This is a genomic window from Actinorectispora metalli, from assembly GCF_056323685.1.
Map to the genome: position 1 here is coordinate 344,816 of NZ_JBREYE010000002.1, position 26,649 is coordinate 371,464.

Below are 26,649 nucleotides of genomic sequence, written 5' to 3' on the forward strand. Positions count from 1 at the left end.
GCACAGTCGAATCCCTCGGGCGAACCCCCACTCGGCGCCCGGAAGCCTGACTTCAACGTACTCACCAGCAATAAGGGTTGTCAACAGCGGATGCAGTTATTGAGAGTCGTCGTTTCCCCTTGACTGTTCGGCCTGGCGGTGCACGAACAGCGAGCCCGCCTGCTGGCGGGGCATCACGGTGAGCTGGTCGACGTTCACATGGGACGGCCGAGTCACCGCCCAGCTGACGCAGTCGGCGATATCGGCGGGATCGAGCGGCCGGACCCCGCGGTGCACCTGTTCGGCGCGCGCCGGGTCGCCGTAGCGGACCAGGTTGAACTCGGTTTCCACCATGCCAGGTGCGATCTCGATGACCCGCATCGGCTCGCCGAGCAGTTCCAGCCGCAGCGTTCTGGCCAGCGCCACCTGCCCATGTTTGGCCGCCGCGTAGCCCGCGCCGCCGGGGTAGGTGGCCCGGCCGCTGATCGAGCTGATCACCACGATCCGGCCGTCGCCGCTGCGTCGCAGGGCGGGCAGCAGCGCCTTGGTGACCCGGACCGTGCCGAGCACGTTGACCTCGTACATGCGCTGGTAGGCGGCGAGATCGGCGGTGGCGACCTCGTCCTTGCCGAACGCGCCGCCCGCGTTGTTGACCAGCACCTCGCACCGCCGCACCTGCGCGGCCAGTGCGGCCACCGAGTCGTCGTCGGTCACGTCGAGCCGCACCGGCCGCCCGCCGGTCTCGTCTGCCAGCGCCGCCAGCCGGTCCTCCCGGCGCGCCGCCAGCACCACCTCGAAGCCGTCGGCGGCGAGCCTGCGGGCGGTCGCCGCCCCGATGCCGCTGCTCGCTCCCGTGACCACCGCCGTGCCCCTCATCGCTGCGCTCCCAGCGCGGGCACGTTCTTCAGGGCCTCGGTGAACCGGTCCCGAATACCCTGCGGCGTATGGGCGTTGGTGGCCCGCGGCGGCATCGCCCCGGTCCGGGGCAGCGTCCTGGCCACGCACAGGTGCGGCCCGGGGCGGGACAGCGCCGCCCGCAGGTGTTGCTCCAGCTGCTCAGGCGTGTCGGCGGTGGCTGCGGTGGCGTACCCGGCCGCGGTCGCGATCGCAGCGAAGGAGGTGGTGGCCGAGGTGGTGGCCTGGCCGCCGGTGGACTCGTGGCTGCCGTTGTCCAGCACCACGTGGACCAGGTTCGCGGGTGCGTAGTGGCCCGCGGTGGACAGCGTGCCCAGGTGCATCAGCACCGCGCCGTCGCCGTCCAGCACGATCACCTTCCGGTCGGGCCTGGCCAGCGCCAGCCCGAGGCCGACAGCCGCGGCGTGGCCCATCGAGCCCTGCATGTAGAAGTTGTTCGGCACGTCGTCGACCCCGAACAGCTCCCGTCCGGTGTACCCGGTGGTGGCGATCACCGGATCGCCCCCCGCCAGCGTGGACACCAGTTCCACCGCCCGCCTGCTCGGCATCCCCGCCCGCGGCGCGGCGGCCTGCGCCTCGGGCTTTCCGATGGCGCCCTTGGCGACCAGGACGAACGGCGCCCGGTTGGCCGCGAGCGCGGTGTCCGCCTCGGCGAGGACCGCCCGGAACTCCTCGAGGCCGTCGCCGGACTCCAACGTCCAGTGCGGCAGCCCCAGCTCACGCAGCAGCGGGTGGACCAGGCCGCCCATGATCTCGTGCTGCGGCTCGTCGGTGGCCGGGTCGGGCCAGCCGCGCATGCTGACGAAGGTCAGCACCGGCAACTCGTACATCATCACCAGCGAGGTGAGCGGGTTGACCAGGTTGCCGAGGCCCGAGTTCTGCAGCATCACGTACGTGCGGACCCCGCCCAGCGCGGCACCCGCGGCCACCCCCAACGCCGCGCCCTCGTTGGCCGCGGACACATAGGGCTTTCCGCTCCGCTCCAGCAGTTGGATGGGGCCGCCGAAGAACGAGCAGGGCACCCCGGTCGCCATGCCGAAGCCGTGGTGCTCCAGTTCCGCACAGAATTGCTCTGCGGTGATCACATCTCTCCCCGTTGTCGTGTGATACGTCGTTTCGCCTGCATTCACCTTGTGCTGTTAGACAGGTGGTGCACGGGTGTTCCGCCCCGCTGAGGACGGGGCGGAACACCCGTGACCGTCAGGACAACACCGCGTACGTCGCCGCTGCCACGACCGCGCCGAACAGCGGCGTCACCAGCCAGCCGATTCCGAACTCGCGCAGCGTCTTGCCCTTCAGCCGGGACCACTGGGTGCCCGCGCTGCCGCTGATGGCGCCCACCGACACCTGCGTGGTGGACATCGGAAGCCCCTGGGACGCACCCACTCCCACCAGCATGGCGGTGGTGAAGTTGGCCAGGAAGCCCTCGACGTGCGACATGACCACCACGTCCTTGGCCAGCCGGACCGCGATACGCGACCCCGCCACCAGGCTGCCCACCGCCATCGCCGCGGTGACCCAGAACAGCAGCGACACCGGGGTCATCCCCGGCAGCAGCGCGAAGGAGCCGATCGCCACCAGCTTCGGGGTGTCGTTCAGCCCCCTGGCCGCGCTGGCCAGCCCACTGGTGATCCAGTGCGCCACGGTGATCGCCTTCACCTTCGCCTTCACCTTCGCCTTCACCTCGGTGGGCGCCTCCGCCCCTGCCGCACCGACCAGCGCCGGTTGGCGGACAAAGCGCCTGTTCAGGCGGTTGGCGATCGTCACAAGAGCCGCCGCGATCAGGTAGGCCAGGCCGACGCTGAGGATCATCGGCTGGACGACCTTGAGCACCAGCGCCTGCCACTGCACCGCGTCGGAGGCGAACAACGCGCCCGCTCCGAGCAGCGCACCGACCAGAGCCTGCGTCGTGGACACCGGCAGTCGCAGCACGGTGGCCAGCACGACCCAGGCCACCGTCCCGGTCAGCACGGCCGTGGCGAACACGGCCGTCGGTGTCGCCGACACGATTCCCTTGGAGAACAACGCGGTCATCTTGCTGGCGAACGTCAGGGAGAACAGGCAGCCCACCGCGGTGGTGACCGTTCCCCAGATGACGGCCGTGCGCAGATTCGTCACGCCCGCACCGGCCAGGGTGGCGACGCCCTTGGGAACGTCGTTGCCGCCGTTGGCCGCCGCGAGGACCAGCACAAGCAAGAACACCAGAAGTTCCACGTCCCGGGTCCTTTCCGTTGGTTGAACAGGTTCACTTCATGTGGCTCACCACCCGGGTTTCACGCCCATGGAAATCACCGCATCTCGGGTGTCCGCGATGCGGAGTTCTGGAGGTTCCCTGTCCTCAGACCGCCGGTACGAATCCGATGTGGACATAGGAGTCGGGTTGCAGCACGCAACTCGGCTCCGCGTCGGTACCGGTGGTCTCCATCTCCCCGCCGAGGAACAGCGGCACCAGCCGCGGTTCCGTCGCTCGCAGCGGGAAAGTCCGCGGCCTCCCGCCGAGGTTGTGCACGCACAGCGCCTGTTGCGGCACCCGCGCACCGATCCTGCGGACCGCGACCAGGTCGGCGCCGAGGTCGCAGCCGCGCAGCACGGCGTCCTCGGCGAAGGCCGCGGCCACCGCGTGGTGGGCACGCGCGGCGGCCCAGCCGGGCGCGGCCGTGCCGAGCAGCGCCAACTGGAGCGCGCCGGTCAACTCGGTGTCCGTCACGATGTCCACAGTGGCCTCCCGGTCATGGCCCGGCCCGGCTCCCGGCCGAGCAGGGCGAGGACGGTGGGTGCGATATCGGCCAGCGTGCCGCCCGTCCGCAGACGGTCCGGCCCGACCGCCGACGGCGCGGCAACCACGATCACCGGCACCTCGTTGGTGGTGTGGCCGCCGTAGGGCCGCACCGTGCCGTTGGTGTCCACTGTGGTCATGCGCTCGCCATTGCCGTGGTCGCCCACCAGCACCACCCACCGGTCGGCCTCGGCGGCGGCATCGCGGATCCGACCGACGGCGCGGTCCACGTGCTCGGTGGCCCGGATGGTGGCGTCGGCGTCGCCGGAGTGGCCGACCACGTCGATATTGGCCAGGTTCGCCACCACCAGCGCCTGATCGGGCCGCGCGATGGCGGCCACCACGGCCTCGGTGAGGCCGCCGATGGTCATCTCCGGGCGGGACCGGTAGTCCGGCGGCTGCGGCGCGTCGATCACCTGGTGCTCCTCGACGCTCCGCAACCGAGGGTCGCGCCCGTTGAGGTAGTAGGTGACGTGCTCGAACTTCTCCCGTTCCGCCAACCGCACCGACCGCAGCCCGTGCCGCTCCAGTTCGTCGGCCAGCCCGCCGCCCGCCTCGGCTCGGCCCACCAGCGGCGTGATCTCGGCCTTGGTGTCGTACTGGGCGAGACTGAGGAACCGCACGTCGCGCGGCGCGAGCCGCACCACCAGTTCGTCCGCCAGCTGCTGGATGCGGTCGCTGCGGAAGTTGGTGAACAGCACCGTGTCCCCGGCCCGCACTGGCCCGACCGGGTTGCCGTGGCCGTCCACCAGCACCGTCGGCGGCACCGCGCCGTCCGAGGTGAAGCCAGTCAGGGCCGCTTGCCAGTTTCGCGCCCGCTCGCCGGTCGACTCAGCCACCGCAGCGGCGGCTGCCGCGGTGAGGCGCTGGTTGCCCGCCTTGTCCATCGCGTAGTTGCGGCCCAGCACGGTTCCCACCCGCCCGGCGCCCGCTTCGGCGCAGAACGCCTCCAACTGGGACAGGTAGGTGCCCGCGGTGCCGTCGGCGACATCGCGGCCGTCGGTGATGGCGTGCAGCACGACCTCCCGCACCCCGCCGGATGCCGCGATGGACAGCAACTCCGCACAGTGGTCGAGGTGGGCGTGGATCTGCCCGTCGGAGCACAGCCCGATCAGGTGCAGGGCACCTCCGGAGGCCGCCAGCCTGCGGCACTCCGCGGTCAGCGGACCCGGTCCACGCAGCAGGCCGCTGTCGATGGCGCGCTGCACCAGTACGCTGTCATACGGCAGGGGACGGCCCGCGCCGATGACGAGGTGGCCGATCTCGGAGTTGCCCACCACCCCCGCGGCCAGCCCGACCGCCTCGCCGGAGGCCGCCAGCAGCGCGGAGGGACACCGGGCGGTGAGGTCGTCCAGCACCGGGGTGTCGGCCAGCGCGATGGCGTTGTCCGGCGCGGGCGGCGCCTGACCCCAGCCGTCCAGGATCAGCAGAACGCCGCCGGTCACCGCCCGCCCCGCAGCGAGTCGAGGGTCTCCCAGAAGGTCGGGAACGACTTGCTGACGCAGCCGGGGTCGTTGATCACCACGCCCTCGGTGCGCAGCCCGGCGATGGCGAAGCTCATCGCGATGCGGTGGTCGTCGTAGGTGTCGATCACCGCCGGTCCCGGCACTCCGCCGTGAATGGTCATCGCCTCGGGGTACTCGTCGACCTGGATGCCCATCTTGCGCAGTTCGGTGGTGACGGCGGAGATCCGGTCGCACTCCTTCACCCGCAGGTTCGCGATGCCGGTGATGTGCGTGCGGCCCTCGGCGAACGCGGCGACGATGGCCAGCGTGGGCACCACGTCCGGCATGCTCTCCATATCGACGTCGATGCCGCGCAACGCCCCGCCGCCGCGGACGGTGAGGCCGCGCTCGGAGGCCTCCACGGCGCAGCCCATCCGGCCAAGCACCTCCGCAAGTCCCCGGTCGCCCTGCGCTGAGTCGGTGCCGATGCCGGGGATGCTCACCCGCCCGCCGAGCACCGCGGCGGCGGCCAGGAAGTAGGACATGCCCGAGGCGTCCGGTTCGATGACCGCGGTGCCGCCGCGGATCTCCGCGCCCGCGGGCACCTTGAACCAGCGGTAACCGTCCCGCTGCACCGTCACGCCCCGCTCCGCCAGCGCCGCCAGCGTCATGTCCACATAGGGCTTGGACACCAGGTCGTCGACGACGGTGATCTCGGTGTCCCGCTGGGCGCGGGTGGCGCTGATCAGCAGGCTGGAGGTGAACTGGCTGCTGACCTCGCCGCTGATCTCGGTGGCGCCGCCGCGGTAGTTGCCGCCCACGACGGTGATCGGCGGCGAGCCGTTGGCGCGCACGCTCACCGCGGTCACGCCGAGCGGCGCGAGCGCGGCGAGCAGGTCGCCCATGGGGCGCTGCTGCATGCGCTCGTTCCCTGTGATCGTCGTGGTGCCCTGCGCCAGCCCGGCCAGCGAGATCACGAAGCGCAGCGGTGTTCCCGCGCCGTGCAGGTACACGTCCTCGGCGGGCGCGGTCATGGGCTTGCCGGTCGGTTCGACCCGCACCTGCGCGGTCGCCTCGTCGATCTCCACCCGCACATGTCCGAACGCGGCCAGCGCCCGGCACAGGTAGCGGGTGTCGTCGGAGAGCAGCGCGCCCTCGATCGTGGTGGCCTCGCTTGCCAGTGAGGCCATCGCCAAGTAGCGGTTGGTGTAGCTCTTCGACCCGAGCACCCGCACTTCGCTGTCCACTGTGGACAGCGGTGTCACGGTGAGCTGGTCGGTCGGTGTGGTCGCGGTCATGGCGGCCTCCCTCACGTCGCGGCGATGGCGACTCATCGTGAGGAATGCATAGGTGAAGGGGTAAGCGACATCCGGTGGCAACATCCGACCTTGACACCTCGCTGCCAGTCACCGGCTCGTGACGGTACCGAGACGCAGTTGATCAAGAGATCTTGCACCCAGGGCGATAGGCTCGGGACACATTCGACGGGCACCGATACTCCTGGCTGAGGGCCATGCTGGCGAAACCCGATCTGCTGGAATACCTGGGCATCGGCCGCACCGAAGAGGCGGTCTACCGCCTGCTGGTCACCGACCGGCGGCTGGACGTCTCCCAGCTGGCCGAGCGGCTCTGTCTGCCGCCGGAGCAGGTGCGCGCGGCGGTGGCGGAGCTCACCGAGTTGACCCTGCTGCGGCCGTCGCTGGACCACTCAGGGGAACTGCGCCCGATCAGCCCCACCATGGCCGTGCAGCTGCTGTTGCAGCGCAGGCATTCGGAGTTCATGCGCCGCCAGCACGAGTTCAGCCTGTCCCAACTGGCAGGCACCCAACTTCAGGCGGAGTACGCCGGGCTGTCCGGCGGCGAGCAGCACCAGTTGGAATGCCTGGACGGCATCGACGCGATCCAGGCGCGGCTGGAGGAGTTGGCCGCGGCCGCCCGAGGGGAGTGCCTGTCGTTCATGCCGGGCGGCGCCCAGTCGGCGGCGAGCCTGGCGGCGAGCAGGCCGCTGGACGCCGACCTGCTCGGCCGCGGGGTCTCCGTGTTGACCGTGTACCTGGACAGCGTGCGCAACGACGCGGCCACCCTGGATTACGCGCGCTGGCTGACCGAACTGGGCGGCGAGGTGCGCACGACACCCAGCCTGCCCATGCGGATGGTGTTGTTCGACCGCGAGGTCGGGCTGGTGCCGATCGACCCGGACAACACCCGCAAGGGCGCGGTGGTGCTGCGCGGTCCCGGGTTCGTCACCGCCATGGCCGCCCTGTTCGACCAGGTGTGGTCCGCGGCCGAACCGCTCGGCGGTCCGCCGCCGCGGCCCGATCCGGCCGGAGTCAGCGGTCAGGAGCGGGAACTGCTCAACCTGCTGGCCAAAGGACTCACCGATGATGTCGTCGGCAGGCGGCTGGGCGTCTCGCTGCGCACCGTGCGGCGGATGATGTCGGATCTGACCGACCGGCTCGGCGCCCGCAGCCGGTTCGAGGCGGGCGTGCGGGCCTGCGAACGCGGCTGGCTCGACTGCGAATGCTGAGCGCGCCGAAGCGCGGGGGTTGCCCCGGTAATCGTATTGTTATATCTCCTGCTTAAGCATACGTCGAAACCGGGGCTCGGAGAAATAATCGGACAAACGTATCGATGCGTATCGATGACGTCCGACACGGTGAACTCGTGCCCCGCCTGACGTGCTTGTTCGTGCATAACTCGAACAATGGAAGTTCACCCGATTAGACCAATCAGAGTATTGATATCGATATCCTTCGATGATAATTTCGCGTTATCGGCAGAGTCATACCGGTCACTGGGGATGAATTGACGAGTGGGGGAACGGATATGCGCTGCGAGTGCCGCGGCTCTGGACGTCCATCTGACGCTTAGCTCCATCGAGCTGCAACCGATACTCATCCATCGAGCGTGAGCAGCACGTTCGATGCGGTGGGGTATGCGCCTGGCATCAGCACGGGCGCATCGCACCTGCGCGCTTCGGATCCGGCGCGTGGGCTTTATTCGGCGTATCCCGAAGCTTCGTGCTTTTTGGGGCGTCATTCCGGCGTGCATTGGCGCGCACCAAAAACAGAACTTGCCCGCGGAGAAACGCGCTCGCGCGACTCCGCCGCCTAGGAGGAATTGATGTCCGCACCGTATCTCGCACTTGTCGGTGACCAGTACAACCACGATGAGCCCGCTCACCCGGCGATCGAGGCGCTGCTCCCGCAGCTCGGCGTCTCCTACGAGTGGGTGCCCACCACCGAGATCGACGAGAACACGGACTTCGGCAGGTTCGACGGCATCTGGGTCGTGCCCGGCGCGCCGTACCACTCGCAGCAGGGCGTGCACCGCGCGATCCGCCACGCCCGCGAGACGAAGGCACCCCTGCTCGGCACCTGCGGCGGCTTCTACAGCTGTGTGCTGGAGTACGCCCAGAACGTGCTGAAGCTGCCCGAGGTGGTCGACCTCACCGACGACCTCGAGCCCATCATGCACCTGGTCATGGCGCCCGCCTGCTCCTTCGACCCGCGCAACCGCATCAAGGTGACGCTGCGGCCCGACTCCCACGTCTCCGCCCTGTTCGGCAACCGCACCGAGATCGACGAGATCCTCCAGTGCAACTACGGATGGGACGCCGACTTCCTCAGCCGCGCCAGCGTCGGCGACGTGCGGTTCTGCGCCTGGGACGTGGCCGGTGCGCCGCGGGCCCTGGAGATCGAGGACCACCCGTTCTTCCTGGCCTGCCTGTTCCAGCCCGAGCTGACCAGCACGGCGGACAAGCTGCACCCCATCGTCGCCGGGTTCCTCACCGCGATCGGCTGGAGCCCCGCCATCGCCCCCGCGCTCAGCCACGTCTGAGCCGAGAAGAGACCAGGGAACAGCGATGACGGACAAGGAACGCGCCCTCGCCGAGCCTGTCGCCATCATCGGGATGGCGGGTCGGTTTCCCGGCGCCAACACCATCGACTCCTTCTGGGAGCAGCTATGCGCGGGCGTCGACGCGATCAGGGACATCCCACGGGACCGGTATGACGTGGATGCGATCTTCGAACCCGCGCCATCGTCGCCGGGGCGCACCAGCAGCCGCTGGGGCGGGTTCCTGGACCGCATCGACGAGTTCGATGCGGAGTTCTTCGGCATCTCGCCCCGCGAGGCCACGAAGATGGACCCGCAGCACCGGCTGCTGCTGGAGGTGACCTACGAGGCGTTCGAGGACGCGGGCCTTGCCGTCGACCGGCTGGCAGGCTCGGACACCGGCACGTTCGTCGGCCAGTACGGCGGTGACTACTGGTACCTCCAGGCCCGCAAGCCGCAGGAACTGGAGTTCTACGGACTGATCGGCTCCGCGGCCAGGGCCATGAGCTCCGGGCGGCTTGCCTACTCCTTCGACCTGCGCGGCCCGAGCATGACGGTCGACACCGCCTGCTCCTCCTCGCTCACCGCGGTGCACCTTGCCGCGCAGGCGATCCGCACCGGCGAGTGCACGACGGCGGTGGCAGGCGCGGTCAACGCGGTGCTGTTGCCCGAGGAGGGCACCGTCTACTCGGGAGCGGGCATGCTCGCCTCCGACGGGCGCTGCAAGTTCGGCGACGCCTCCGCGGACGGCTTCGTGCGCAGCGACGGCGTGGGCATCGTGATCCTCAAGTCGCTGTCCCAGGCCCGCGCCGACGGCGACCGGGTGCGGGCCGTCCTGCTCGGCAGCGCCGTCGGCAACGACGGGCAAAGCAGCGGATACCTCGTCACGCCCGGCTTCGACGGCCAGCGCGATGTGCTGCTGCGGGCATGGCGGCAGGCGGGCGTGGACCCGGGCGAGATCGACTACCTCGAGGCACACGGCACCGGCACCAGGGTCGGCGATGTCGTCGAGGTCAACGTCTTCGGCTCGGTGCTGGCCGAACGCGGTGTCGACAACCCGTGCCTGGTGGGGTCGGTGAAGACCAACATCGGTCACGCCGAAGCCGCCGCGGGCATGGCGGGTCTGATCAAAACGGTGCTGTGCCTCGAGCACGGCGTGGTGCCGCCGAACCTGCACCAGCACACGCCCAACCCGGCGCTGTCCTGGGACGAACTGCCGGTGCGGCTGCCCGACACGCTCACCCCGCTGCCACCGCGGGACCGGCCGTGGCTGGCGGGCGTCAGCAGCTTCGGGCTCACCGGCACCAACGCGCATGTGGTGGTCTCCGGTGCCCGACCGGAGCCGCCTCGCCCCGAGCAGGCGCCGCGAACCGAGCTGCTGGCCGTCTCAGCGCGTACCCCGGAGGCGTTGACCGCGTTCGCGCTGTCCTACGCCGACCTGCTGGAGGGCGGCGCGTCGCTGCACGATGTGTGTCACAACGCCGCCACCAGGCGGGCCCACCACGAGAGCAGGCTCGCCCTGGTCGCCGACTCCGCGGGCGAGGCCGCGGCGGCGCTGCGCGAGTTCGCCGAACACGGCAGCGCACCCGGGGTCAGCTCGACGTCCTTTGTGGACGCCACCGCGCCGAGGATCGCGTTCGTGTTCCCCGGTCAGGGCTCGCAGTGGATCGGGATGGGCCGCGAACTGCTGGACACCGAGCCGGTGTTCGCCGCGGCCATGGGCGAGTGCGACGAGGTGATCGCCGCCGAGACCGGCTGGTCGGTGCTGGAACTGCTGCGCGGGGACGACGCGGAGCGGTTCGCCGAACTCGACGTCATCCAGCCAACCCTGTGGGCGATGGAGATCGCCATCGCCCGCCTGTGGCAGTCCTGGGGTGTGCAGCCGGATGTCGTGCTGGGCCACAGCATGGGGGAGTCGGCCGCCGCCTACATCGCGGGCGCGCTGAGCCTGGCCGACGCGGGTGCGGTGATCTGCCGCCGCAGCAGGCTCGCCAAGCAGCGCAGCGGCCAGGGCGCGATGGCGTTCGTGGAACTGTCGGCCGAGCAGGCGGCGGCCGCGGTCGAGCCGTATGCCGGAACCATTTCGGTGGCGGCGGTGAACAGCCCCACCTCCATCCTGCTGTCCGGCGACGGCGAACCGCTCAAGCAGCTTCTCGCCGAACTGGACGCCCAGGACGTGTTCACCCGCTGGGTGAACGTGGACTTCGCCTCGCACAGCCACCACATGGACGGCATCCGCGAGGAACTCGCCACCGCGCTGGCCGACCTGCGTCCTCGGCAGTCCGCCATCCCGATGCACTCGACGCTGCTCAACGAGGTCGTCGCGGGCGAGGAGCTGGACGCCGCTTACTGGGCACGCAACATCCGCGAGCCGGTCGACTTCGCGGGCGCCGTGACCGCCCAACCGGAAGGCACCGTGTTCGTGGAGATCAGCCCGCATCCGGTGCTGGTCGCGGCGATCCAGGCCACCACGGGCGAGCCCGGCATCGGCAGCCTGCGGCGCAACGAACCCGAGCGCGCCGCCATGCTGGCCGCACTGGCCGCCCTGCACGTCGCGGGCACGCCGATCGCCTGGGAGGCGGTCACCGGCGGCGGCAACTTCCTCACGCTGCCCCGCTACCCGTGGCAGCGCACCGCCCACTGGGTGACACCCAGGACCGCGGCGCACCCGCTGCTGGGCGCCGAAGCGGAGTCCACAGGGGACACCCGCAGTTGGGAGGGCCCGATTTCGCTGCGGGACAACACCTACCTGCGCGACCACCTGGTGCAGGGCTCGGTCATCCTGCCCGGCACCGCCTACCTCGAACTGGCCACCGCCGCCGCGAAGCAGGTGCTCGGCGACATCCCGGTGGAGGTCGCCGAGGTCGACTACAAGCGCGGCATCTTCCTCGACGAGGACGACCCGACAACCGTCCGCGTCAGCCTGACCCCGGCGGGGGGCGCCCTGGCGTTTCAGCTGCACAGCCTCGACGGCGGGGAGTGGGTGCTCAACGCCGAGGCCGTGGTCCGCGCGACCACCGCACCGCTGCCCGCCGCGTTCGACCTCGCCGCCACCAAGCGGCGGCTGCCCCGGCGGGAGACCCGCACGGAGTTCTACGACTGTCACGCCGAACGCGGCAACCAGTGGAACGGCGCGTTCCAGGGCGTGGCCGAGGTGTGGCGGGGGGAGGGGGAGGCGCTGGCCAGGCTGTGGTGCGCCGAACCGACCATGGGGGAGCACCACTTCCACCCCGCGCTGCTCGACGCCGCCGCACATGCGCTGGTCGCGGCGCGGCCCGACATCGTGGCAGGTGACGCGGGCGCGTTCGTGCTCGGCGGCATCGACTCCGCCCGCCTCTATCGCAGGCCAACCGCCCTCTCGTGGAGCCACGTCCGGCTCCTGCCGAGCGACCGCGTCGACTCCTTCACCGGTGACGTCGCCATCCACGACTCCGACGGCGCGCTGGTCGCCGAGCTTCGGGGACTGCGTCTGCAGTACCTGCTCGGCCGTGCGCCCCAACCGAAAGCGGCACCCATGAGCACCGACAACCGACATCAGGACTGGCTCTACGACCTGAGCTGGCGACCCGCGCCCACCACTGCCGCAGCCGAGACCGAGGAAGCGTCCTGGTTGGTCCTGACCGACAGCGGGCCCGTCGGCCGCGCCGTGGTCAAGGGACTGCGGGAGCACGGCCAACGCGTCGTGGTCGCCACCGCCGCCGCCACCCCGGCCACCAGCGGATCGGACCGCTACCGGGTCGACCCCGCCTCCCGCGAGGACCTCGCCAAGGTGCTGCTGGACCTGGCGGGCGAAGGCCCGTTCCGGGGAGTGGTGCACCTGTGGAGCCTGGACGCGACGCCGCCGCTGGACGCGCTGCCCACCGAGGTGGAGCGGGCCGAGATGTTCAGCTGCCACAGCGCGATCAACCTCGCGCAGGCCATGGACGAGGTGGAACTGCCGGGCAGGCCCCGGCTGTGGCTGGTCACCAGGGACGCCCAGCACGTGACCGCCAACGACCCGGTCTCGGCGCCTTTCCAGTCCGCGCTGTGGGGGCTGGGCCGCACGCTCGCCGTCGAGCACCCGTCCTGGCGGCCCACCCTGGTCGACCTGGACACCGACGCCGCCAGCGTCACCGCCCTCATCGACGGGCTGCTGCGCCCCGATGAGGAGAACCAGGTGGCGCTGCGCGCGGGCCGCCGGTTCGCCGCGCGCCTGACCCGCCACGGCGGCCAGGTGCTGCCGGGCGCGGCGGAAGCGGTGATCCGGGCGACGCACACCGCGGACACGGGGGAGTGCGCAGCGGTGGTCACCGCGGTCGGCGCGAACGTGGGCAGGTTCGCGGTCGGCGACGAGGTGATCACCCTGGCGGGCAGCGCCACGGAGCGGGCAGTGCCCGTGGCGCTGCTCGCCCCGAAGCCCGCACGGCTGAGCCCGGCGCAGGCCGCGAGCCTGCCGTACGCGTTCCTGGTGGACGCCGCCGCCGCGGAGCGGACCGGTGCTGTGCTGGCGAAGGTGGCCGAACTGGCCGACCTCGGCGCCCTGCTGCCGCTGGACACCCCGGTGCGGACGACCCCGGCCGCGCGGGCGGCCGTCGTCGACGCGGACGCCACCTATGTGGTGACCGGTGGGCTCGGCGGCATCGGCGGCACGCTGGCGAACTGGCTGGTGGACCGCGGTGCCCGGCACCTGCTGCTGACCGGCCGCAGCGAACTGCCCCCGGTGCAGGACTGGGACGGCCTGGCCGCCGACGATCCGCGCACGGCGCAGGTGACGCTGCTGCGTGACCTGGTGGAGCGCGGCGCCGAGGTGGAATACGCCGCGATCGACGTGGCCGACCTCGACGCCATGCGGACCGTGCTGGCCGACCGTCGGCTGGCGGGCTCGCCGCCGGTGCGCGGTGTGCTGCACGCCGCGGGCACCGTGGACTACACGGCGGTGCGGGAGGCCGATCCGGCGGGCACCGCCGCCGTGCTGCGGGCCAAGACCGCGGGCGGTTGGGCGCTGCACCGGCTGACCGCGGCGGAGCCGCTGGACTTCTTCGTGTTGTTCTCCTCGGCCTCGGCCGTGCTGGGCTCCCCACTGCTGGGCGCCTACGCGGCGGGCAACGCCTTCCTCGACGGCCTGGCCCACCACCGCAGGGCCAAGGGACTGCCCGCCACGGTGGTCGACTGGGGGTACTGGGACGGCGTCGGCATGATGGCCCGCAAGGAACGCGCCGAGGGCAGGCAGGCGGAGCCGCGCGGTATGGCGAAGTTCGGCCCGGAGGCGGGCATCGCCGTGCTGGAGCAGGTGCTGGCCGAGGACACCGCGCAGGTGGCCGTGCTTCCCGTCGACTGGTCGGAGTGGGCCAGGGCCTACCCCGCCGCGGCGGCCGAACCGGTGCTGCGTGAGGTGCTCGGCACCCAGGCATCGGTGATCCGGATGGCGCCGCCCAAGGCGACGGCGGTCCGGTCGGTGCGGCTGACCCCGCAGCGCAAGGCGGCTGCCGAACCCGCACCAGCCACCCAAGGCCCTCGGCCGCAGGCGCCGGCACCCAAGCCTGTGGTGGTCGCCGCGCCGCCGGTCGAACCCGCCGTGGTCGCGGCGAAGCCGGTCGCGCCCAAGCCCGTGGTGCAGCGTCCCGAACCCACAGTGGTCGCGCCGAAACCGGCGGCGCCCAAGCCCGCAGTGGCGTCCAAGCCTGCGGCGGCAAAACCGCTGGCGCCCACACAGAACGGTGCGGCACCCGCGACGAACGGGACCGCCGACAGCCTGGAGCAGACGCTGGCGGGCATGGCCGCCTCGATCCTCGGCACCCGCCCGGAACGGATCAACGCGGGCACCGCACTCAACAAGATGGGCATGGACTCGCTGATGGCGATGGAGTTCCGCACCCGCATCGAGCGGGAGTTCCGCATCAAGCTGCCGGTGGCGACGCTGCTGCGCGGCGGCACGATCGCCAAGGTCGCCGACAGCGTCCGGGTCGGAGGGCAGGGAGCGTGAAGACACCAGGCATCCGGATCAGCGGCCTCGGCACCTACCTGCCGCCGATCATGACCGCGGAGGAGGCCGTCGAACTCGGCCTCTACGACCGCGACGACTACGAGTGGTTCGGCTGGACCGGCGCCGCCGTGGCGGGCACAACGCCCGCACCGGACATGGCCATCCACGCCGCCCGGGAGGCGGTCGCCCGGTCCGGGCGGCCCGCCGCCGACATCGACGTCCACGTGCACGCCTATAGCTGGCAGCAGGGCCCGATCGGCTGGTCCCCGCACCACTACATCCTGCGGCACATCACCGACCGGGACGTGCCGTCGTTCCTGGTGTGGCAGGCGTGCAGCGGGCTGGTCGGCGGCATGGAGATGGCCGCCTCCTACCTGCTGGCGGGCCCGGAGCGCCGCGACGCCCTCCTCACCGGATCGGACAACGTCGGCGTCCCCGACTTCAACCGGTGGCGCTTCGGCCTGCAGAACGGCGTCATCGGCGACGGCGCGAGCGCCATCCTGTTGTCCAAAGTGGATGGATTCGCCAGCCTGCTGGCGATCGGCTCCGCGTCCACCGCGGACCTGGAGCACCTCTACCGCGGCAACGAGCCGATCTTCCCGCCATCGTCGGGCGACGGCCGCGAGGTGTCCTTCAAGGACCGCATGGGCGACGAAGTCGACGACAAGGTGGACGAGATCATCGGCAGGCAGGGCGACCTGCGGGCCGAACTCGCACTGGCCACCATGGCCGAAGCGGGCGTCGGCCCCGCCGACATCGCGCGGGTCACCCACGTGTTCACCGGCATGGAGAGCTACCTCAAGGTGATCCTCGACCCGATGGGCATCAGCGTCGACAAGGGCCTGCTCGACTACGGCCGCCAGTTCGGCCACATGACCGTCAACGACCAGATCGTGGGCCTTGAGCACCTGGTCGCCACCGGACAGGTCGGCCCAGGCGACCACGTGTTGGTCGTCGCGCACGGCGGCGGCACCTCCATCACCTGCGCGGTGATCCGCATCGACCACCTGCCCGTCTGGTCGGCCGGTGCCGCCGAGACGACACCCGCCGCTCCCACCGCCGCGCGGCCGGTGTCCCGCCTGCGACTGAGGCCGGTGACGGTATGAGGAGCCTGAAACTCGCACTCGCCGCCGTCGCGGTGCTGCTGGCCGCGGCCTGCGGTGGCAGCAGCGGAAATGCCGCAGGGTCCGAACCGGACACCCTCGTGTTCGGAGTGATCCCCTACGACAACTCCAAAACCATCGCCGACAGTTGGCAGCCGCTGGTCGACCTGCTCAAGAAGGAAACCGGCAAGGACGTCAAGTTCCAGGTGCTCACCGACTACGCGGGCCTGATCGAGGGCCAGCGCGCGGGCACCGTGCACTTGGCCATGTACGGCCCGCTGTCCTACGTGCTGGCCAAAGACTCCGGCGCGGGCATCCTGCCGGTGGCCGCCGAGTTGCAGGGCAAGGGGCAGCAGCCCAACTACCGCGGTTACCTGGTCGCGAAGGCCGGCAGCGGCATCAACGGCGTCGCAGACCTGCGCGGCAAGCGAATGTGCTTCGTGGACGCCAACTCCACGTCGGGCTACCTGTTCCCGCTGGGCGCGTTGATGGCGGCGGGGGTGAACGAGAACGACTACACCGCCAGGTTCGCGGGCGGCCACGACGCCGCGATCCTGGCCGTCCGCGACGGCGACTGCGACGCCGCGGCCACCCGCGACGCCATGTTCGACCAGGTGCTGCCCCGACAGGGGGAGATCGACCCCGCCCAGTTCACCAAGGTGTGGACCTCGGAGCCGATCGTCAACTCGCCGATGGCCGTCTCCGACAAGCTCAGCCCCCGGCTGCGCGAGATCATCACGGCCGCCGTCACCCAACGCGCCAACGCCGAAGCCCTCGGCGTGCCCAACATCGGCGGAAGCTGGGGCTTCGCCGCCGTGGACGACGGTGTCTACGACTCCATCCGCAAGCTCTGCCAGACCACCAAGGCCAAGGCGTGTCAGCAAATCAACCCGTGATCACCTTCGCGGGAGTGCACAAGCGCTTCCCGCCCGACACCACCGCGCTGGACGGCGTCGACGTCGAAATCCACCCCGGAGAGGTCGTCGTGCTGCTCGGCCCCTCCGGGGCGGGCAAGTCCACCCTGCTGCGGCACGTGGACGGACTGGAGCAGCCCAGCGGCGGCGCGGTGACCGTGCTGGGCACCAGGGTCGACACCGCGAACGCCGGTGCCTTGCGGCGATTGCGGCGCCGGATCGGCTTCGTGTTCCAGCAGTTCCACCTCGTGGGCAGGCTGTCGGTGCTGGAGAACGTGTGCAGCGGCGCCCTGGGCAGGCTGGCCGGGCCGAGACTGGGCCTGGTCACCTACCCACGGGCGCTGCGGCACGAGGCGCTGGCGAATCTGGACCGGGTGGGCTTGAGCGCGCAGGCCTACCAGCGCGCGGACACCCTGTCCGGCGGTCAGCAGCAGCGGGTCGCGGTGGCCAGGGCGCTCATGCAGAACCCCGAGATCCTGCTGGCCGACGAGCCGGTGGCCTCGCTGGACCCCGAGTCGGCCCGGTCGGTGCTGGCCCTGATCGGCGAGATCGCCCGCGAAGAAAGGCTGACCGTACTGTGCAACCTGCACCAGGTGGAACTGGCACTGTCCTTCGCCGACCGCATCCTGGGGTTGCGGGCGGGCAGGCTGGTCCTGGACGCCCCCAGCGCGACTCTGGACCCGTCGCGCCTGAACGAGCTGTACGGCACCGTCGGCGTCTGAGCGGGCCGCTCACCGCGGCCATCCTGTTGGGGCTCACCGGCCTCGGTGTGTGGTCGCTGATCGAACTGGACATCGGCGTCGGCGCGCTGGCCACCGGCTACGACAACGCCCTGCGCTTCCTGTCCAGGGCCTGGCCGCCGACGCTGCCTGCCCGCGCCGAGGTGCTGTCGCAGGTCGGGCTGACGCTGTCCATCGTCTTCCTGGCCACCCTGCTGTCGGTGCTGATCAGCATCCCGATCGCGGTGTGGGCCGCCGCCAACACCGGCCGCGGCACGACGAGCAGGCTCGGCGCCCGCACCGTCATCGTGGTGGCCAGGGCCATCCCCGACCTGGTGCTGGCCATCGTGCTGGTGCGGATCTTCGGCCTCGGCGCGCTGCCCGGCGTGCTGGCCATGGGCCTGCACTCGGTCGGCATGGTCGGCAAGCTCTACGCCGATGCCATCGAGCAGATCGACGAGGGCCCGCGCCTCGCCCTGCGCGCCACCGGAGCGGGTCGCGCCCAGCAGCTGGCCACCGGTGTCTTCCCGCAGGTGCTGCCAGCCTTCGTGGCGGTCGCTCTGCACCGCTTCGACATCAACCTGCGCATCTCGGCGATCCTCGGCTACGTCGGCGTCGCGGGCGTCGGCATGGAGATGTCGCACGCCTTCGCCAGGTTGGACTTCGCCCTCGGCATCGGCTGGGCACTGGTCATGCTCGCCCTGTGCGCTGTGGTGGAGCTGGTGTCGATGACGCTGCGCCGCCTGCTGCTGCGCGGCGGTAACCGCGCCCGCCGGGGGGTGTCGCTCTGGCGTCCGCTGGTGGGCGCCCTGCTGTTCCTCGCCGCGGTGGCGGTCACCGCCTGGTACATCGGCATCACCAAGGTCGGCCTGTCCGGCGGCTGGGACGGTGCCGCCCGCACCCTGGCCCGCTTCTGGCCCCCAGGCTCGGCAGGCTCCCTGGACGCCCTGCTGGACGCGTTGCTCGTCACCGTCCACATCGGATTCGCCGCGACCCTGCTCGGCGCGGTGCTTGCCCTGCCCCTGGGTGCGTTGGCGGCACGCAACGTCAGCCCTCGCCGCGGGATATACCTGGCCTGCCGCGGCATCGTGCTCGCCGTGCGCGGCGTGCCCGAACTGGTGATGGCCATCGTCTTCATCGTGATCGTCGGCCTGGGCCCGGTCGCGGGCACCCTGGCGCTGGCCATCGCCGTCACCGGCCTGCTCGGCAAACTCGTCGCCGACTCACTCGAGGAGATCGGCGACGGCCCCCGCGACGCCCTGCTCGCCACCGGAGCCTCCCGGCTCCAAGCCCACTGGACGGCCACCCTCCCGCAGGCCGCCCCCGCGCTCGTCGGCCACGTCCTCTACCAACTCGACGTCAACATCCGCGCCGCCACCATGCTGGGCATCGTGGGCGGCGGGGGCATCGGCTACTTCCTCCTCCAGGCCACCCGCACCCGCGAATACGAGGTCGTCACCCTCATCATGGTGCTGATCTTCGCCGTCGTCGGCGCCCTGGAACTGCTGGCCGTACTGCTCCGCAGACTGCTGCGTTGAGGAGCCCAGCGTCGGCGATTGACAACAGCGTTCGTTGTTGATAGGAATATATGTATGGATGAGGCACTGGACATTCAGCTCCTGGGGTCGGCGGATCTGTCGAACCGGGAGATGGCGCGCCTCATGGTTCCGAAGTTCAAGGCGTTGGCCGATGAGAACCGGCTGATGCTGGCCCTGCTGCTCGCCGAGAAGCCGAGGACGGTCAAGGAGCTGCAGGAGGCGACCGGCATGAGCCAGACCCTCGTCAGCCACCACCTCGCACCGCTGCGCGAGCAGCAGCTTGTCACGGTCACGCCGCGCGGACGCGCGAACGTCTACGCGTTGTGCTGTGAGCAGCTGGCGGACCCGGTCCGCCTGCTGGCCACCCTTGCCTCCCTGACCCCCGAGGGGGCGGCCGCCTGCGGCGGCCGCGAGGAGGACTGAACCGAATTCCGCCGGTAGGCACCACACCGGCGCTGACGCATTCGGTCGATATTTGCATAAGCACATTCATGCTGCGTCTCTGAGGGGATTTGACGTCATGACGGGGTCAACGGCCGCTGTGCAGGAAGCGGGCCAGACCAGCGATCGCTGGTCCGCGCGCCTGTGGATCTTGCTTGCCGTGTTGTGTTTCGCGTTGTTCCTGGACGGCCTCGACGTCACGATGGTGACCGTCGGCCTGCCCGCGCTGGGCAACGACCTGTCCATGTCCACCACCGGCCTGCAGTGGGTCGTGAACGGCTACCTGCTGGGCTACGGCGGGTTCCTGCTGCTCGGCGGTCGCACCGCGGACCTGGTGGGACGCCGCAAGGTCTTCCTCATCTCGGTGGGGATCTTCGCGGTCGCCTCGCTCGTCGGCGGTTTGGTCGACGACGGCCTGCTGGTCATCATCACCCGGCTGATCAAGGGCGCGGCGGCGGCGTTCACCGTCCCCGCGGGCCTGTCGATCATCACCACGACCTTTGCCGAGGGACGCCAGCGCAACCGCGCGATCGCCATCTACACCGTGTTCGGCGCGAGCGGGTTCTCCTCCGGCCTGATCGTCGGCGGCCTGATGACCGGCATCAGCTGGCGGTGGACCTTCCTGTTCCCGGCGCCCATCGCGCTGGCCGTTCTGCTGGTCGGCCTGGCCGTCGTGCCGAGGGACAAGCCCGCCGCCCGGGGCAGCTACGACATCTTCGGCGCCACCACGATCACCGCGGCGATGCTGCTGCTGGTCTACACCGTGGTGACCGCGCCCGAGATCGGCTGGGCGCACCCTCGGACGCTGGGCTTCTTCGTGCTGGTCATCGCCCTGTTCGCGGCCTTCGTGTTCATCGAGAAGCGAATGCGCCAACCGCTGGTGCGACTGGGCATCCTGCGCAGCGGTGAACTGGTGCGGGCCAACCTCTCCTTCGTAGCACTGCTCGGTTCCTACTTCAGCTTCCAGTTCATCATCACCCTCTACCTCCAGTCGGCACTGGGCTGGACCCCGCTGGAGTTGGCACTGGCGCTGCTGCCGGTCGGCCTGATGGTGGCGGTCGGCGCGCCGCAGGCGGCCAAGCTGATCGGCCGCTTCGGCACCGCCAAACTGATCGTCGCGGGTCTGCTGGCCGAAAGCGTCGGCTTCCTGCTGCTGCTCCGTCTGGACACCGACCCGTCCTACATCACCGCGTTGCTGCCCACGATGATCCTGGTGGGTCTCGGCTTCGCGCTGGTGTTCCCCTCGGCCAACGTGCAGGCGGTCGCCGGGGTCGCGCCCGAGGAGCAGGGCCTGGCGGCGGGCATGGTGCAGAGCTCCGGACAGGTCGGCGCGGCGCTGGTGCTGGCCATCACCACCGCCATGATCACCGGGTCGACGGCATCGCAGTCGGCCGCCGAGGTGCTGGAGCAGTTCCGACCCGGCCTGATCTTCGCGGTCGCCATCGCCCTGGCGGGCTGCCTGATCACCGTGCTTCCGCTGCTGCGCAAGGCGCCCGCACCGGTGGCCCAAGAGTCATGAGCTGGAACTTCATGAACCCGGCGAGCCGGGAGAACATTCTGCGGATCTGGCGGAGGGAGGCCGAGGCCGTCTTCACGGCGGCCTCGGACCCCTCGGCCTGGCAGGCGCCCACCGCGGCGGGCCACTGGCGGGTGCGTGACGTGATCGCGCACCTCACCGACCTCACCGAGACCTACCTGCACTCCTTCGACACCGCCCGCGGCCTTGCCGAGGCCGGGGAGCCGCTGGGAGTGCGGAACATGGCGGAGGTGATGGACACCGGCGCCCGCGCCCTGCGCGGCGTGAACCGGGCCGACCTGCTGGACCGCCTGCGCGTCGACCTGGACCGCATGCTGGCCGTCACCGAGGACCTCACCGACGCGGAGTGGACCGACCTGTCGGTGCCGCACCGGCACATGGGCCCGGTGCCCGCCTGCTTCTACCCGATCTGCCAGGCCCTGGACTACATCGTGCACGGCTGGGACATCCGGCAGGGCACCGGCAAATCCCATGGTCTCGACGGCGAGGCCGCCGACATCCTGGTGCCGGTGTGCTTCCTGATGTGGCAGAACACCTGCCAGACCGCGGGCGTCGAGCCGTTCGAGATCGGCGTGCGGGTCCACTCCGGACCCAATGCGGGGGAGACCCGGCTGCTGGTCGACGAGAAGGGCATCGAGGCCGCCCCCGGCAGCCTCGACGACCTGCCGACGGTGCTGGAGTTCGACCCGGCGAGCCTGGTGCTCACCGCGTTCGGCCGCGCCAACGCTGGCACCGTCCGCGGCGATCACGCGGTGGCCGAGAAGTTCCTCAACCTGTTCTTCCGGATCTGAGGGGCCGCCATGAGCATCCTCGAGCAGGTGCGGGACTTCGCGGCAAGGGAACTGCTCGACCGGCAGGAACAGTTGGACGCCTTCGAGCAGGTGCCGCTGCCGCTGTATGAGCGCTTCCACCGGGAGGGCCTGTCCAACTGGTGGCTGCCCAAGGAGATCGGCGGCCTCGGACTGAGCCTGGAGGACAGCGTCGACATCGTCTCCGAACTGTCCTACGGCGACGCGGGCGCGGCGTTCACGCTGTTCATCTCCGTGCTGGGCACCACCATGCTGTCCCTCTACGGCGAGGACGAGGTCCGCGAGCGCTACCTCGCCCCGATGGCGGCCCGCGGCGGGTTCTGCGCCACCCTCGGCAGCGAGCAGGCCGCGGGCAGCGAGTTGGTCAACATCACCACCACCGTGCGCCGCGAGGGTGAGGAGTTGGTGTTGGACGGGGAGAAGTTCTTCTCCACCAACACCGACTTCGCCGACTTCCTCATCGTCGTCGCCGCATCGGCGGACGACGAAGGCGAGTTCCGCGCCGTCGTGATCCCACGCGACTGCCCTGGGCTCACCGTCATCAAGCGGTGGGAGATGATCGGCCTGCGCTCCTCGGGCACCTACCAGGTGCGCCTGGACGGCTGCCGGGTGCCCGCGGTCAACGCGTTGCGCGGGCCGGGACTGCGGCTGCTGGAGGTCGGGCTCAACGCCAGCCGCATCCTCATCGCCACCACCGCCATCGGCGTCGCCCGGCGCATCCGCGACCTGAGCATGGACTATGCCGAGACCAAACCGCTCTACGGCGCGACGCTGGCCGACAACGCGGTGTTCGCGGGCAAGCTCGGTCAGCTGGAGATGCAGATCGAGGTGATGAAAAGCCAGTGCCGCACCGCCGCCCGCGAGTTCGACTCCATTGTGGACGGACCCGACCCCGCGGCGGAGTTCGTGCGCCGCGGCACGCTGCGCTCCGCGGTTGCCGCGAAGATGTACTGCGGCCAGTCGGGGTGGCAGGCGGCGACCACCGGCTCGGAGATGTTCGGCGGCCTCGGCTACACCAGCGGGCACGTGGTCAACAAGCTCCTGCGGGACGTCCGGTTCGTGTCCATCGTGGAGGGCGGCGACGACGTGCTGCGGGAGTTGCTGTTCAACCGGTACGTGATACCGGAACCCAAACGCGGCTGATCAGTCGGCGCGGCGCCGTTCCAGCAGGACGGTGTCGCGCCACACGCCGTGGTGCCGGGCGATGCGCTCGCGCACGCCCACGGTGCGGAAGCCCGCGGACTGGTGCAGCCCCACGCTGACCCGGTTCTCCGGGAAGATCGAGGTCTGCAGCGTCCACAGCCCGGCCTCGTCCGCGGCGGTGACCTGGCGGTGCAGCAGTGATTTGCCGACGCCGCGGCCACGGATGGCCGAGCCGACGTAGACCGAGGTCTCCGCCACCCCCGCGTAGCAGGCGCGGCGGGAGACCGGGGTGGCCGCGGCCCAGCCCGCGATCGCGCCGTCCACCTCGGCGACCCAGCGGTGCTCGGGGAGCCAGTTCTCGTCCAGCGCCTCCCGCGTGGGGACGTCGGTTTCGAAGGTGGCGTTGCCGGTGAGAATGCCCTCGCGGTAGATCCGCAGCACGTCGTCCCAGTCCGCCTCGGCCATCGCGCGGACCGCGACATCCTCGGGCAGGTTGTCCGGGCAGCACGGCCGCGGGCCGAGCACACCCATCACCGCGTCGGCGGCATGCGGCAGACCGGTGCAGCAGGCGGTGTTGACCGACACCATGGTGGCCGTGCCCTCGCGGCGCAGCAGCACGAAGCCCACCTCGGAGAGCTTGCGCACGTGGTGGGAGCAGGTGGACTGGCTGATGCCCAGCTTCTCGGTCAGCCAGCCGACGGTGACGGGGCCGTCCGCGGTGGCCACCGAGTGCAGCAGCTTCACCCTGGTGGCGTCGGCCAGGCAGCCGAACCAGTCCGCATAGGTGGCGGCGTCGTGGTGGGCCAGCAACTCGTCCGCGGGTGCCTGAAGGGTCATACCCGCCATTATCCGGCCGCAGCCCCGAATTGCGTCAATCGAAAACCATCGATATTCTGGATTTTGATATAATCGATTGATATCGATTTAGGGGTTTTACGTGCATAAACCCTCTGTTTTCCGACATCCGGCAGGTTCCCGGCGGAGGCTGGTCGCCGGGCTCGCCGTCACGCAGACCGTGGGATTCGGCGTCCTCTATTACGTCTTCGCGGTGTTCCTCGGGCCGATGGCCACCGACCTGCACGCCACCGCCACCGGCGTCACCGGCGCATTGACCCTCGCCGTCCTGGTCACCGCGGCGGGCGCGGTCCCGGTGGGGAAGTGGGTCGACCGGCACGGCGGACGCGGACTGATGACCGCGGGCTCCCTGCTGGGCACCGGGGCCGTCGCGCTGTGGTCCCAGGTGGAGAACCTCACCGAGCTGTACGCGGTGTTCGCGCTGATCGGGCTGGCCTGCGCCATGGTGCTCTACGAACCCGCCTTCGCCGTCCTGGTCCAAGCGGTGGGCCGCGGCCACCGGGCGGGCGCGATCCTGGCCGTGACGATCGTGGCCGGGTTCGCCAGCACGATCTTCCTGCCGCTGGCCGGGCTGCTCAACGACCGCTTCGGCTGGCGGGACGCCGTGCTGCTGCTGGCCTTGCTGCACGGGCTGCTGACCATTCCGCTGCATGCCATCGCCGTGCCCAGGGTGGCGCCCCAACAGGCGGACCGCGCCGCGGACAGTTCTGCCGCGGTGCTGCGGGACGGCCCGTTCTGGCGGCTGGTGATCGCGTTCACCGTGCACGGCGCCGCCATCGCGGTGGCGGGCGTGCACCTGGTGACCTACCTGATCACCCTCGGGCACCCGGCCACCGCCGCGGCCGTGGTCGCGGGCCTGCTGGGCGCCATGTCGGTGGCGGGCCGGATCGCCACCACCGGCCTTGGCAGGCGGTGGTCCACCGCGACGGTCACGGCGGTGGTCTTCGTGTTGCAGGCCGCCGCCATCGCGGTGCTGCCCTTCGTGGGCGGCGACCTGACCGCCGCGATCCTGTGCGTGCTGGTCTTCGGGTTGGGCTTCGGCGTCTCCACGATCGCCCGGCCCGCGCTGCTGACCCAGCGCTACGGCACCGCCGGTTTCGGCACCTACTCCGGGATGATCGCCTTCCCCGCCACCCTGGCCAAGGCGCTGGGACCGACCGCCGCCGCCGCGCTGTACGTGGCGGCGGGCAGCTACACGCCGGTGATGCTCGCGGTCGCGGCAAGCTGTGTGATCGCCGCGATCTGCCTGTGCACCCGAGACTTCCGGCCACCCGCGAAGCCCGCGAGTGGCCCTGCTCCCGCGATCAGCGCGGCGCCGCGGTGAGGCTGATCGGCTCCGGGGTGCTGGGCGCTCCGCAGCAGCCCACCGCCTCGTCCTCGGCGGGTGCGTCGAAGAGGCCCGCGCCGCCGCACACCCCGGTCTCGGGGAGGACGAGTTCGACGCGGCCCGCGGACTCGTAATCGCCCGCGAGGGCGGCCGCGATGGACCGGACCTGCTCGTACCCGGTCATCGCCAGGAACGTCGGCGCGCGCCCGTAGCTCTTCATCCCGACCAGGTACACATCCGCCTCAGGATGCGTGAGCTCGGCGACGCCGTGCGGGTAGACGGTGCCGCAGGAGTGCACGTTGGGGTCGACCAGCGGCGCCAGCGCCACCGGCGCCTGGAGCGTCGGGTCGAGGTCCAGCCGCACCTCCGACAGCCAGGAGAGGTCCGGGCGGAAGCCGGTGAGCACGATGACCTCGTCCACGTCCTCGATCCGCCCGCCCTCGTCGGACACCAGCGTGAGCCTCCCGTCGCCTCGCACCTCGCTGGTGCGAAAGCCCGTGGCCACCGAGATGTGCCCGGCGGCGACGGCGTCCTTGGCGCGCAGGCCCAATGCGCCGCGAGCGGGAAGTTGATCGGCCTCGCCGCCGCCGAACACCGCGCCGGTGGTGCCGCGGCGCAGCAGCCAGGTGATCCGGGTGGCGGGCTCCCGCTCAGCGATCTCGGCCAGCGCGACCAGCGCCGTCAGGGCGGAGTGCCCGCTGCCCGCCACCACCACATGGCGGCCGGTGTACCGGGAGGCGACGCCCGCGTCGGTCAGGTCGGGCACCCGGTAGGTGATGCGCTTGGTCGCGGCGCGTTCGCCGATGGCGGGCAGCCCGTCGCCGCCGAGGGGGTTGGGGGTGCCCCAGGTGCCGGAAGCGTCGATCACCGCTCGCGCCGTGATGCGTTCCTCGCCCGCCGCGGTCCGGACGTGCACGGTGAGCGGCTCGGTGTCGCGGCCCGCGTCGACAACGCGGTCCCGCCCGCGGCGGGCGACGCCGACCACCTCGGTGCCCAGCCGCACCCGCTCGCCAAGGGCGTCGGCCAGCGGACGCAGGTAACGCCGCGCCCACTCGGCGCCGGTGGGATAGGAGGATTCGTCGGGATGCTGCCAGCCGCGGGACTCCAGCAGCCGCCGCGCGGCCGGGTCGACAAGCTCGGCCCAGCGGGAGAACAACCGCACGTGATTCCACTGCGCCACGGCGGAACCGGCGTGCTCGCCGCGTTCGAGCACCAACGGCGGGAGCCCGCGTTCGGCAAGCTCGGCCGCCGCGGCCAGACCCACCGGCCCGGCGCCCACCACGACGACTGGCAATTCCGTCATTCCGACTCCTTCATCGAGCAGTTTCGATCGAATGAGGCCACTGTAT

General features: G+C 70.8%; 20 protein-coding genes. 12 read left to right on the forward strand and 8 right to left on the reverse strand.

Annotated elements, in window-relative coordinates:
• Positions 1 to 96: 96 nt before the first annotated feature.
• From ACU6XJ_RS21735 to aroA, 6 genes are all read right to left on the reverse strand, one after another.
• Positions 97 to 855 carry an SDR family oxidoreductase gene (locus ACU6XJ_RS21735; RefSeq protein WP_476314743.1) on the reverse strand — a complete coding sequence of 253 codons (759 nt, stop codon included), beginning with the start codon at positions 853 to 855 and terminating at the stop codon, positions 97 to 99.
• The gene (gene aepY / locus ACU6XJ_RS21740) at positions 852 to 1,979 is read right to left on the reverse strand and encodes a phosphonopyruvate decarboxylase (protein ID WP_476314746.1); all 1,128 of its coding nucleotides are present in this window, start codon (positions 1,977 to 1,979) and stop codon (positions 852 to 854) included. The genes ACU6XJ_RS21735 and aepY overlap by 4 nt, the downstream gene beginning before the upstream one ends.
• A gap of 115 nt (positions 1,980 to 2,094) precedes the next feature.
• Positions 2,095 to 3,108: an inorganic phosphate transporter gene (locus tag ACU6XJ_RS21745; protein WP_476314749.1), complete on the reverse strand. Its 1,014-nt coding sequence runs from the start codon at positions 3,106 to 3,108 to the stop codon at positions 2,095 to 2,097.
• 124 nt (positions 3,109 to 3,232) lie between these two features.
• Positions 3,233 to 3,610, reverse strand: coding sequence for a hypothetical protein (locus ACU6XJ_RS21750; protein WP_476314752.1), 378 nt, complete (start codon positions 3,608 to 3,610; stop codon positions 3,233 to 3,235).
• A complete protein-coding gene (gene gpmI, locus ACU6XJ_RS21755) occupies positions 3,598 to 5,115 on the reverse strand; it encodes a 2,3-bisphosphoglycerate-independent phosphoglycerate mutase (protein ID WP_476314755.1) in 1,518 nt (505 codons plus the stop codon). The genes ACU6XJ_RS21750 and gpmI overlap by 13 nt, the downstream gene beginning before the upstream one ends.
• On the reverse strand, positions 5,112 to 6,413 hold the full coding sequence (aroA, locus tag ACU6XJ_RS21760; protein ID WP_476314758.1) for a 3-phosphoshikimate 1-carboxyvinyltransferase: 1,302 nt from the start codon (positions 6,411 to 6,413) through the stop codon (positions 5,112 to 5,114). Before aroA ends, gpmI begins: the two co-directional genes overlap by 4 nt.
• A gap of 215 nt (positions 6,414 to 6,628) precedes the next feature.
• Between aroA and ACU6XJ_RS21765 the strand changes: the two genes are divergently transcribed.
• From ACU6XJ_RS21765 to ACU6XJ_RS21815, 11 genes are all read left to right on the forward strand, one after another.
• Positions 6,629 to 7,642: a LuxR C-terminal-related transcriptional regulator gene (locus ACU6XJ_RS21765; RefSeq protein WP_476314761.1), complete on the forward strand. Its 1,014-nt coding sequence runs from the start codon at positions 6,629 to 6,631 to the stop codon at positions 7,640 to 7,642.
• Between the two features lie 596 nt (positions 7,643 to 8,238).
• Positions 8,239 to 8,955 carry a glutamine amidotransferase-related protein gene (locus ACU6XJ_RS21770; protein WP_476314764.1) on the forward strand — a complete coding sequence of 239 codons (717 nt, stop codon included), beginning with the start codon at positions 8,239 to 8,241 and terminating at the stop codon, positions 8,953 to 8,955.
• Between the two features lie 25 nt (positions 8,956 to 8,980).
• Positions 8,981 to 14,914: an acyltransferase domain-containing protein gene (locus ACU6XJ_RS21775; protein WP_476314767.1), complete on the forward strand. Its 5,934-nt coding sequence runs from the start codon at positions 8,981 to 8,983 to the stop codon at positions 14,912 to 14,914.
• Positions 14,911 to 16,020: a ketoacyl-ACP synthase III family protein gene (locus tag ACU6XJ_RS21780; protein ID WP_476314770.1), complete on the forward strand. Its 1,110-nt coding sequence runs from the start codon at positions 14,911 to 14,913 to the stop codon at positions 16,018 to 16,020. The genes ACU6XJ_RS21775 and ACU6XJ_RS21780 overlap by 4 nt, the downstream gene beginning before the upstream one ends.
• Positions 16,017 to 16,913: a phosphate/phosphite/phosphonate ABC transporter substrate-binding protein gene (locus ACU6XJ_RS21785; RefSeq protein WP_476314773.1), complete on the forward strand. Its 897-nt coding sequence runs from the start codon at positions 16,017 to 16,019 to the stop codon at positions 16,911 to 16,913. The genes ACU6XJ_RS21780 and ACU6XJ_RS21785 overlap by 4 nt, the downstream gene beginning before the upstream one ends.
• A complete protein-coding gene (phnC, locus tag ACU6XJ_RS21790) occupies positions 16,910 to 17,653 on the forward strand; it encodes a phosphonate ABC transporter ATP-binding protein (protein WP_476314776.1) in 744 nt (247 codons plus the stop codon). The genes ACU6XJ_RS21785 and phnC overlap by 4 nt, the downstream gene beginning before the upstream one ends.
• A gap of 47 nt (positions 17,654 to 17,700) precedes the next feature.
• The gene (gene phnE / locus ACU6XJ_RS21795; protein WP_476314779.1) at positions 17,701 to 19,188 is read left to right on the forward strand and encodes a phosphonate ABC transporter, permease protein PhnE; all 1,488 of its coding nucleotides are present in this window, start codon (positions 17,701 to 17,703) and stop codon (positions 19,186 to 19,188) included.
• A 54-nt stretch (positions 19,189 to 19,242) separates the two neighbouring features.
• Positions 19,243 to 19,611, forward strand: coding sequence for an ArsR/SmtB family transcription factor (locus ACU6XJ_RS21800; protein WP_476314782.1), 369 nt, complete (start codon positions 19,243 to 19,245; stop codon positions 19,609 to 19,611).
• Between the two features lie 97 nt (positions 19,612 to 19,708).
• Positions 19,709 to 21,148, forward strand: a complete 1,440-nt coding sequence (locus ACU6XJ_RS21805; RefSeq protein ID WP_476314785.1) for an MFS transporter — start codon at positions 19,709 to 19,711, stop codon at positions 21,146 to 21,148.
• Positions 21,145 to 21,957, forward strand: a complete 813-nt coding sequence (locus tag ACU6XJ_RS21810; protein ID WP_476314788.1) for a maleylpyruvate isomerase N-terminal domain-containing protein — start codon at positions 21,145 to 21,147, stop codon at positions 21,955 to 21,957. The genes ACU6XJ_RS21805 and ACU6XJ_RS21810 overlap by 4 nt, the downstream gene beginning before the upstream one ends.
• Positions 21,958 to 21,966: 9 nt before the next feature.
• Positions 21,967 to 23,118, forward strand: coding sequence for an acyl-CoA dehydrogenase family protein (locus ACU6XJ_RS21815; RefSeq protein WP_476314791.1), 1,152 nt, complete (start codon positions 21,967 to 21,969; stop codon positions 23,116 to 23,118).
• Here ACU6XJ_RS21815 and ACU6XJ_RS21820 read toward each other — a convergent pair whose 3' ends face one another.
• Positions 23,119 to 23,955, reverse strand: a complete 837-nt coding sequence (locus ACU6XJ_RS21820; RefSeq protein ID WP_476314794.1) for a helix-turn-helix domain-containing GNAT family N-acetyltransferase — start codon at positions 23,953 to 23,955, stop codon at positions 23,119 to 23,121.
• A gap of 100 nt (positions 23,956 to 24,055) precedes the next feature.
• Here ACU6XJ_RS21820 and ACU6XJ_RS21825 point away from each other — a divergent pair, with 100 nt between their 5' ends.
• On the forward strand, positions 24,056 to 25,297 hold the full coding sequence (locus ACU6XJ_RS21825; RefSeq protein ID WP_476314797.1) for an MFS transporter: 1,242 nt from the start codon (positions 24,056 to 24,058) through the stop codon (positions 25,295 to 25,297).
• On the opposite strand, the gene ACU6XJ_RS21830 is transcribed toward ACU6XJ_RS21825, so the two are convergent.
• Positions 25,278 to 26,603, reverse strand: a complete 1,326-nt coding sequence (locus tag ACU6XJ_RS21830) for an FAD-dependent oxidoreductase (protein WP_476314800.1) — start codon at positions 26,601 to 26,603, stop codon at positions 25,278 to 25,280. The genes ACU6XJ_RS21825 and ACU6XJ_RS21830 overlap by 20 nt on opposite strands.
• Between the last annotated feature and the right edge of the window lie 46 nt (positions 26,604 to 26,649).

Bases quoted from the DNA above. Each gene is read 5' to 3' on its own strand.
- ACU6XJ_RS21785 (WP_476314773.1), top strand. From the start codon at position 16,017: ATGAGGAGCCTGAAACTCGCACTCGCCGCCGTCGCGGTGCTGCTGGCC.
- ACU6XJ_RS21770 (WP_476314764.1), top strand. From the start codon at position 8,239: ATGTCCGCACCGTATCTCGCACTTGTCGGTGACCAGTACAACCACGAT.
- ACU6XJ_RS21800 (WP_476314782.1), top strand. From the start codon at position 19,243: ATGGATGAGGCACTGGACATTCAGCTCCTGGGGTCGGCGGATCTGTCG.
- ACU6XJ_RS21815 (WP_476314791.1), top strand. From the start codon at position 21,967: ATGAGCATCCTCGAGCAGGTGCGGGACTTCGCGGCAAGGGAACTGCTC.
- ACU6XJ_RS21820 (WP_476314794.1), bottom strand. From the start codon at position 23,955: ATGACCCTTCAGGCACCCGCGGACGAGTTGCTGGCCCACCACGACGCC.
- ACU6XJ_RS21775 (WP_476314767.1), top strand. From the start codon at position 8,981: ATGACGGACAAGGAACGCGCCCTCGCCGAGCCTGTCGCCATCATCGGG.
- aroA (WP_476314758.1), bottom strand. From the start codon at position 6,413: ATGACCGCGACCACACCGACCGACCAGCTCACCGTGACACCGCTGTCC.
- ACU6XJ_RS21735 (WP_476314743.1), bottom strand. From the start codon at position 855: ATGAGGGGCACGGCGGTGGTCACGGGAGCGAGCAGCGGCATCGGGGCG.
- ACU6XJ_RS21765 (WP_476314761.1), top strand. From the start codon at position 6,629: ATGCTGGCGAAACCCGATCTGCTGGAATACCTGGGCATCGGCCGCACC.
- ACU6XJ_RS21810 (WP_476314788.1), top strand. From the start codon at position 21,145: ATGAGCTGGAACTTCATGAACCCGGCGAGCCGGGAGAACATTCTGCGG.
- ACU6XJ_RS21830 (WP_476314800.1), bottom strand. From the start codon at position 26,603: ATGACGGAATTGCCAGTCGTCGTGGTGGGCGCCGGGCCGGTGGGTCTG.
- ACU6XJ_RS21805 (WP_476314785.1), top strand. From the start codon at position 19,709: ATGACGGGGTCAACGGCCGCTGTGCAGGAAGCGGGCCAGACCAGCGAT.